Raw genomic sequence first — 7,851 nt, 5'->3', positions numbered from 1 at the left:
AGAGGGCGCTTGAGCAGATGACATATTTTTATCCTCTACTTGACTACCCTATTGTCACTTGGTGGTGAAAATGACAATTCATCCTATTGGATGAACCTAGCTGGAAAATAAGGATAAGGCATTGATACTCGTGAACGAGGCTTTTAGCTCCGTTCATCCACCTTTTATACTCGTGAACGAGTCTTTTAGCTCCGTTCATCCACCTTTTATACTCGTGAACGAGTCTTTTCGCTCCGTTCATCCACCTTTTATACTCGTTAATGAGTCTTTGATACTCATTGACGGCAATTGTCGCAATGTCCGCAACGCAGGTTAGCTGCTTCTTTGTCAAAACCAAAGGCATTTAACAAAAACTGCCAACGACACTGCTTAGTTGTTAGGTATTGCTGCATCTGTTTAACAGCGTGTAATTGCGTCGGTGGTTGATTTCCGGCTTTTTGCCCAATACTGTAATGGAAAGGATCAAGCCAGTTTAGCTGACCGTTGCTATGGAGTAAAGCTAGCGCCGTTGCACCTTCGGGAAATTGTCGAGTTACTGCATTCACTTCTCCCTGTTTGGGTAATTTTTTCACAAGTTGCTGCGCTATTTGTTGTTGCGATCGCATTTGTTCTTGAAAAAACTCCTGTCTTTGCTTATCCCCTGAATCTAACCACCCTGTAGGTTCACTTACCAATGTCAACGCTTGGGCTGGTTTTCCATCCCTTCCAGCGCGGCCAATTTCTTGCACATATTCAGATAACAAATGTGGCGCGTGAAAATGAGCTACCCAGCGAACATCACTTTTATTTATCCCCATACCAAACGCACAGGTGCAAACCACAAAAGGGATTTTGCCACTTAACCAGCTTGCTTCTACTTCACGGCGTTCAGTTGCACCCAATCCTGCATGATAGCTAGCTGTAGCGTAACCCATCTCTGCTAACCATTGGGCTAAATCTTCACTATCTCTCCGAGTGCGAACATAAACTAATCCCGATTGTTGCGGTCTATTTTGAATAAACTTTAATAATTGTTGTTTCCTACCTCGTGGTGTCCAAGCGATGCGAACGCTGGGATGCAAATTAGGACGGTAGGGATTCAAGCGAAAAATCTCTGGTTGCTGTAATTGTAAAACTGTTTGAATAATTTTTTGGGCTGAGGGGTCAGCAGTAGCAGTAAAAGCGGCGATACTGATTTTTGTTCCTGGTGGTTTTGATTTGAGCAATGCCGGACGCACTGCCCCTAATCTGCGATAAGCTGGGCGAAAAGTATCACCCCACTGTACTAAACAATGAGCTTCATCTAAAATCAAACCATTAATTTGCAATTGCGGGTGACATAATCTTTCCCACACTGGCGCACTTAGCAAAGTTTCTGGCGATAAATAAAGTAATCTTAGCTGTTGACGTTCTAAAGCTTGCAGAGTTACACGGCGTTGAGATGAAGACAATTCACTATGCAAAAGTGCTGCTTTTTGATGGCTTTGTAGTAGTTCCTGTACTTGATTTTCCATCAACGCCACCAAGGGCGAAACTACTAAAGTTAATCCTGTTTGTAGGAGTGCAGGAAGTTGAAAACAAATCGACTTTCCTCCACCCGTAGGTATAATAATCAGCGCATCTTTCTGTGCCAATAAACTGCTGACAATTTCTCCCTGTGGCGGACGGAAATTTTCATAACCCCAGATTTTTTTAAAAGCAGCAAGAACTTCTTGCCAAGATTTTGTTGTAGGCTGATTCATAATCAATAGTAGATGCACCAATATCCTTGAATATTGAATATAGCCTCTGCTATCCAGCTAATGGTTCAGTAATTTCATCATCTTAGTTTGCAAAGCACTGACTGTAATAATGAATTAAAATGAATTATTATGCATCAACATATTGAATAAAAAATTCAGCTAAATGAACGAAGAATTAAAACACAAATTTTACATCAGCACTGATAAATCTAAATTAGATACTCAAATGATTCATGATTTTTTACAAACTTCCTATTGGGCTGAAAACATCCCGTTAGCTACTGTTGAAAAGTCAATACAAAACTCTTTATGCTTTGGACTTTATGAAGATAATCAACAAGTTGGCTTTGCCAGAGTCATAACTGATTATGCAACTTCTGCATTATTAAAAGATGTTTTTATTCTAGAGCCTTATCGAGGACAGGGTTTAGGAAAATGGTTTGTAGAATATATTTTGGAATATTCAGAACTGCAAGACGTGCAAAGGTGGTTGTTAGGGACAAAAGATGCTCATGGACTTTATCGCCGTTATGGTTTTAAAAATTTGACAGAGCCGGAAAAAATCATGATGCGTTTAAATCCTAATACTGATCAAGCATAAGTAAGAGCATATTTTAAAAGTATTAAACGAGTAGAAGTCGCTACTACACAAATATACGTGCTTTGCCGCTTACCGCAGGGTAGTCCATGCAGTTGGAATACCACAAAATCAAAGTTTTGCTAACCTACGGAAACAGGTTTTGTCTGTATAGCCGCGACTTCTAGTCGCCAAAGCTATTGATTTTGCGAATGGAAAGGACAACCACCTGCCGTTAATTTCTGAAGAAAGACATTATTATCAAAATAATGCTCTAAAGACTCAATCTTCAAATCATCAGTCACACGAGCAATACTAACTCCTACGATTTCTATAGTTTCACCTGTGGGTGCATAGTCTTTATAAGAACCATTAAATGTTCCCCAATGTCGCCACTTAAAGGTTACATTAGGCGGCCCGGAAAGGATTTCTGTTAATTCCCAAAGGAAGCCATTAGGAAAAGCATTGTGAAAAACTTGGAATGACGATTCAAATGTTTCTGTTTCAGAGCTATACTGCTCACTTTCACCTAAAAACAGATTATAAGTCCCTTCGGTTGCAACATCCTGAGCAGTGAATTGTTGTCCCCCATTGGTACTCATCTTAAACTTATCAGTAACAATCGAAAGCCACTGTTCAGGATTAGATTTATTAGAAGCTTCCATCTCAAAATTTCGGACTAAGTTTTGAGCGATCGCTTCTAAAGAACCTTCTGGATGCTGAAATTTACTCTCTTGATGAAGAAATTCATTGGTGTAAGAATAATCCGGGCGTTTTCCTTCTCGCCACTGTACTTCTTCATCATGAGCAATGACTATATCTCTATCTTGTAACCAGAGTGGCAATTCTGTTGTTTTTTCGCTACTCATACAAGTTGACTGATTATAAACATCGTTTTTCAGAATAAAGTTTTATGCATACAAGTCAATCAAAAAATTCAAAAAAGTAAACAATATTCATAATTAAATCAAATCTAATTGCATTACATTCCCTTCAGAAAAACCGAGGCTAGAGTAAACTGGTTTACCTGATGGCGAGGCGTTAAGAACTACTCGCGTACAAGCGATCGCTTTTAAATATTCAATTGCTCTATTAGTTAAAGATTTGGCAATTCCTTGTCTGCGGTAAGATTCTTCAACATAAACGCCCCAAATATATCCAAATTTGCGGTATTCATCTTTGAAAACATTGGGGTATAAACCTGCAAATAGTTGACAACTTACAGAACCCACAACTGTATTATCAACCTCTGCAACAAAAGCCTTGTAAAACAAATCTCGACGCGCTTCTTCTATAAATTGGAGGGTAATATTCTGCGACTCTGGAAGAATATTACTCTCATCAACACCAATATCTAGCCACATTTGATAAAAGTGTTGTGCAATAACTGAATCTTCTTTGATAGTGCCTTCTCTAATAATGAGATGTTTTTCTGTCAGCATAATTTCCAACGATTTTTTGGAACTCACAAATAACTCCTCCCCAAAGTTGGCTACCGTGTAGACAGAAGTCGAATTACCCCCCTTAATCCCCCCTTAGCAAGGGGGGAAACAAGAAAATCTATCTAGTTCCCTCCCCTTTGCAAGGGGAGGGTTAGGGTGGGGTAAAACCCTGATTAATCATCTATTTCAGACTTTCTGTGCAGTTACTTCCTCTAGCTTTTCTTGAGTTTGCAAAGATGCATACAACCTATTCAACGCATTTACATAAGCTTGCGCGGATGCCACAATGATATCTGTGTTCGCTGCATGACCAGAAAATACTTTAGATTCATAACGTAAACGAATCGTCACTTCGCCAATGGCATCAATACCAGCTGTTACTGACTGCACAGAAAACTCAATCAACTCGTTGGGCACATTCACCACCCGGTTGATGGCTTTGTAAACTGCATCCACTGGCCCAGTACCGATCGCAGCATCGGTTAATTCTTCACCTTCTGGAGTACGCAGAGTAACTGTAGCAGTAGGACGGGCGTTGCTACCACAGGAAACTTGTACCAACTCTACCCGGAACAAATCGGGCGCTTGTTGGATTTCATCGTTAACGATCGCTTCCAAATCCCAATCAGAAATTTCTTTCTTTTTATCTGCTACTTCTTTGAATCTAACGAAGGCTTTATTTAACTCACTATCCGACAGTTCAAAGCCCAATTCTTTCAACCGAGTCCGGAAAGCATTTCTACCTGAATGTTTGCCCAAAACTATTTGATTGTCTGTTAAGCCAATCAATTGGGCATCCATAATTTCGTAGGTTAACTTGTTCTTTAACACACCATCTTGGTGAATTCCCGACTCATGGGCAAAGGCATTCGCCCCAACGATCGCTTTATTTGGTTGTACCAACATTCCCGTCAAATTAGAAACTAAGCGTGAGGTTTTGTAAATTTGTCGGGTGTCAATATTTGTCAGGGATTCTTGAGAATCTTCTGGTCTGCCGAGATAAGGGTTAAAATATTGCCGCCGCACATGCAACGCCATTACCAATTCTTCTAGTGATGCATTGCCGGCTCGTTCGCCAATGCCATTGATTGTACATTCTAGTTGCCGTGCGCCGTTTTTGACGGCTTCTAAGAAGTTAGCAACTGCCAAGCCTAAATCATTATGACCGTGAACGGAAACAATGGCTTGGTCGATGTTGGGAACATTTTCGATAATCCCCTTAATCATGGCTCCAAATTCGCTAGGAGTTGTGTAACCGACAGTATCGGGAATGTTAACTGTTGTTGCACCAGCTGCGATCGCTCGTTCTAACACTTGATACAGAAATTCTGGATCGGTACGAGCCGCATCCATCGGCGAAAATTCGATATCTGTCATGAAGGACTTGGCATAGGCTACCATTTCTTCTGCGATCGCTAACACTTCTGCCCGTGACTTCCGTAACTGATACTCTAAATGAATATCAGAAGTCGAAATAAATGTGTGAATTCTGGCATTAACTGCTGGTTTTAAGGCTTCAGCAGCCGCTTCAATATCTGCTTTAATGGCTCTTGCCAAACTACAAACTACCGGGCCATTTTCTATCCCAACAACTTGAGCAATCTTCTTAACTGCTTCAAAATCTCCGGGACTAGCAAAGGCAAAGCCAGCTTCAATTACATCTACACCCAGACGCGCTAATTGTTTGGCAATAACTAGCTTTTCGTCTATATTTAAAGTCGCTCCGGGACACTGCTCTCCATCTCGCAATGTCGTATCAAAAATGATGATTCGATCGGTTTTGTTTGTCATTTGCCTTTTGTTCTGTAGTGTTTACGTGTAGCTCAATATATCTTCAACCTTAGTTTTTCTTTTACTCTTAGTTTTGTAAATAATTGCTAAGGATATTAGCCTTCAGTTTTTTCTATTTGATCTCTGATATCATTTAAATCTATATATCTATCAGTAGCGTTGCGTAACTCTCTCGCGATCATTCCTTCAGTTGATACTACCGTAATATGTGTATTTTTTGAGCGTAATAGTTCGATTGCTCTTTCAAAATCCCCATCACCACTGAATAATACTACTCGGTCATACTGGTCAACTGTATTAAACATATCTACAACAATTTCAATATCTAAATTCGCTTTTTGCGAGTAGCGACCGGAAGTATCATCATAATATTCTTTAAGGATTTTAGTTCTGACTGTATATCCTAGACTAATTAGAGCATCTCTAAAACCTCGCTGATCTTGCGGGTCTTTTAAGCCAGTGTACCAGAAGGCATTAATTAATGTTGTTTCTGATTGCTCATGTTTGAAGTATTCTAAGACTCGCCGCGGGTCAAAAAACCAGCCATTTTTTTGTTGAGCATAGAACATATTGTTTCCGTCTACAAAAATAGACAGACGATTCATTGGAGAACCCATACAAATTTACACCTAATAATATATATGAATTTAGATGGAACAATAGATTATAGCAATTTTCAAATGCCTTGTTTGCTAATATCTATAAAGTAGCTCTTTATCTATAGCTTTTATCCTACCTCTTTCAAGGCATAAAAACGGATGCAACATTGGAGTTGAGATCCTGGGTGCTAACCGTATTCACCTCCGACACTACAAGAGTCACCCGATGATCAAAATCTACCAATAAAATTGACCCAGTAACAGCATTCATCGCTGCATAACACTAAAGTTTACTCCTAAAGAGGTATAGCATAGGCTTAAGGTAGGATATAAGTTAATGCCCATCTTTAGGTAAAGCTTTCAGTCTCAGGACACGCTTTGTAGGGAGTACCAATATTGCGCCAAAGACAAAAGACGGAATTGGGACAGCTTTGGGTAGAGCACCCAGTTAGAAGCGTACTTGTTGGTTAGCTTAGGGTAAAATCTCACCACAACCAAATGCACAGGCAGAGGATATCTGGATCTGATCTATGAGACAATCACTAGTTGTAACTCATTCAACAAAAAAATAATAATTTAAGTGGTGCTTGAGTAGAAATTTCTTGGGGACTAGCTCTGCCAATAGAAGTTTGTTGATGAATAGAAGATACTTTACAAATGTATAAGATTATCATTTAAGTCTTATTTCAATGTGCTTACACTAAAACGTGGTCTGAATAAATAAAAGTGTTGGACTTAAATCAATTAGTAACACGACATGGCAGAAGAACCTACATCTACCTTAACTAAAAACTATGTCTCTGCTGCAAATAGACACTCAAGTAAACCGACAAAAGTAACTTCGACTGCATCGCTTCGCCAGTCCAGGTGGATGGTTCGCTTAGGTCATCTACTCGCTGGCGCTTGGGTAATGGGGGCCGCAGTGGTGAGTGCTTCTGGTTGGGAAGTGGTTCAATTGCTCGAAAATCAGGTGTTTTCTGGCTTTATGCAAGTGCGTGGGCCGATTGTGCCTCCAGAAGATATCGTAATTTTAGCAATAGACGATCAGTCAATATCAGTTCCCGAACAGTACTATAAAACAGATCCAAAACAGTATGCCTACCTAGAAACACTGAAATCTTTTCCTTATCAGCGTGCTGCTTATGGCCAGGTAATCACAAAATTAATCAAAGCCGGTGCCCGCTCTGTAGCTGTAGATGTTGTTTTTGACTCAGCAAGCAGTTATGGAGCTAATGACGATCGCCAACTTCAGGCAGCATTGCAAAAATATGGTCGCAAAGTTACCTTAGCAGCTATCTATGAAAATTCTGAAACGCACCAAGGGTATTTTACGCAGCTGACAGACCCACAACAAATGTTTCGCACCGGGTCAGTGTCTATTGGCTCAGTTAATTTTCCCTTAGAAGTTGATGGAAAAGTTCATCGATTAGCGAGTGAGTTTCCCAAGTTATTAGGTGAAGATAATTTATTTAGCAAGAAGCGGCTATCCTTTGGTGAAGCAGCGCTGAGGGCAGCACAAGTAAATTATCCCCGACCAAAGGGCGATCGCATTTATTTTTGGGGGGCTGCGGGTACATTTGAGCAAATACCCTTTTGGCACGTATTCGACCCAGAAAACTGGAACACCTATTTGCAGCAGGGAAAGTTCTTTAAAGACAAAATTGTGCTGATTGGTGCAACAGATAAGTTAAACAATGATTAGAGTTGTCGGGAAATAAAAG

General features: G+C 40.1%; 6 protein-coding genes and 1 pseudogene. 2 read left to right on the top strand and 5 right to left on the bottom strand.

What is annotated here, in order from left to right; translation table 11 throughout:
* Nucleotides 1-275 precede the first annotated feature (275 nt).
* Nucleotides 276-1,721, bottom strand: a complete 1,446-nt coding sequence (locus A4S05_RS15335; RefSeq protein WP_069070689.1) for a RecQ family ATP-dependent DNA helicase — start codon at nucleotides 1,719-1,721, stop codon at nucleotides 276-278.
* A gap of 163 nt (nucleotides 1,722-1,884) precedes the next feature.
* On the opposite strand from A4S05_RS15335, the gene A4S05_RS15330 reads away from it, so the two are divergent.
* Nucleotides 1,885-2,322 carry a GNAT family N-acetyltransferase gene (locus A4S05_RS15330; RefSeq protein WP_069070688.1) on the top strand — a complete coding sequence of 146 codons (438 nt, stop codon included), beginning with the start codon at nucleotides 1,885-1,887 and terminating at the stop codon, nucleotides 2,320-2,322.
* Nucleotides 2,323-2,495: 173 nt separating this feature from the next.
* Here A4S05_RS15330 and A4S05_RS15325 read toward each other — a convergent pair whose 3' ends face one another.
* The 4 genes from A4S05_RS15325 to A4S05_RS15310 form a co-directional block, all read right to left on the bottom strand.
* Nucleotides 2,496-3,167, bottom strand: coding sequence for a nuclear transport factor 2 family protein (locus A4S05_RS15325; protein ID WP_069070687.1), 672 nt, complete (start codon nucleotides 3,165-3,167; stop codon nucleotides 2,496-2,498).
* A gap of 93 nt (nucleotides 3,168-3,260) precedes the next feature.
* On the bottom strand, nucleotides 3,261-3,740 hold the full coding sequence (locus A4S05_RS15320; RefSeq protein WP_069070686.1) for a GNAT family N-acetyltransferase: 480 nt from the start codon (nucleotides 3,738-3,740) through the stop codon (nucleotides 3,261-3,263).
* Between the two features lie 186 nt (nucleotides 3,741-3,926).
* Nucleotides 3,927-5,531, bottom strand: coding sequence for a 2-isopropylmalate synthase (locus A4S05_RS15315; protein ID WP_069070685.1), 1,605 nt, complete (start codon nucleotides 5,529-5,531; stop codon nucleotides 3,927-3,929).
* Between the two features lie 95 nt (nucleotides 5,532-5,626).
* Nucleotides 5,627-6,148: a LabA-like NYN domain-containing protein gene (locus tag A4S05_RS15310; RefSeq protein WP_041565194.1), complete on the bottom strand. Its 522-nt coding sequence runs from the start codon at nucleotides 6,146-6,148 to the stop codon at nucleotides 5,627-5,629.
* Nucleotides 6,149-6,887: 739 nt separating this feature from the next.
* Between A4S05_RS15310 and A4S05_RS15305 the strand changes: the two are divergent.
* Nucleotides 6,888-7,829, top strand: a pseudogene (locus A4S05_RS15305) (CHASE2 domain-containing protein); the annotation flags it as partial.
* Between the last annotated feature and the right edge of the window lie 22 nt (nucleotides 7,830-7,851).

It is taken from the genome of Nostoc sp. KVJ20, assembly GCF_001712795.1.
Lineage (GTDB): Bacteria > Cyanobacteriota > Cyanobacteriia > Cyanobacteriales > Nostocaceae > Nostoc.
The sequence above is the reverse complement of the archived record's forward strand: the minus strand, read 5'-3'. Positions and strand labels throughout refer to the sequence as shown.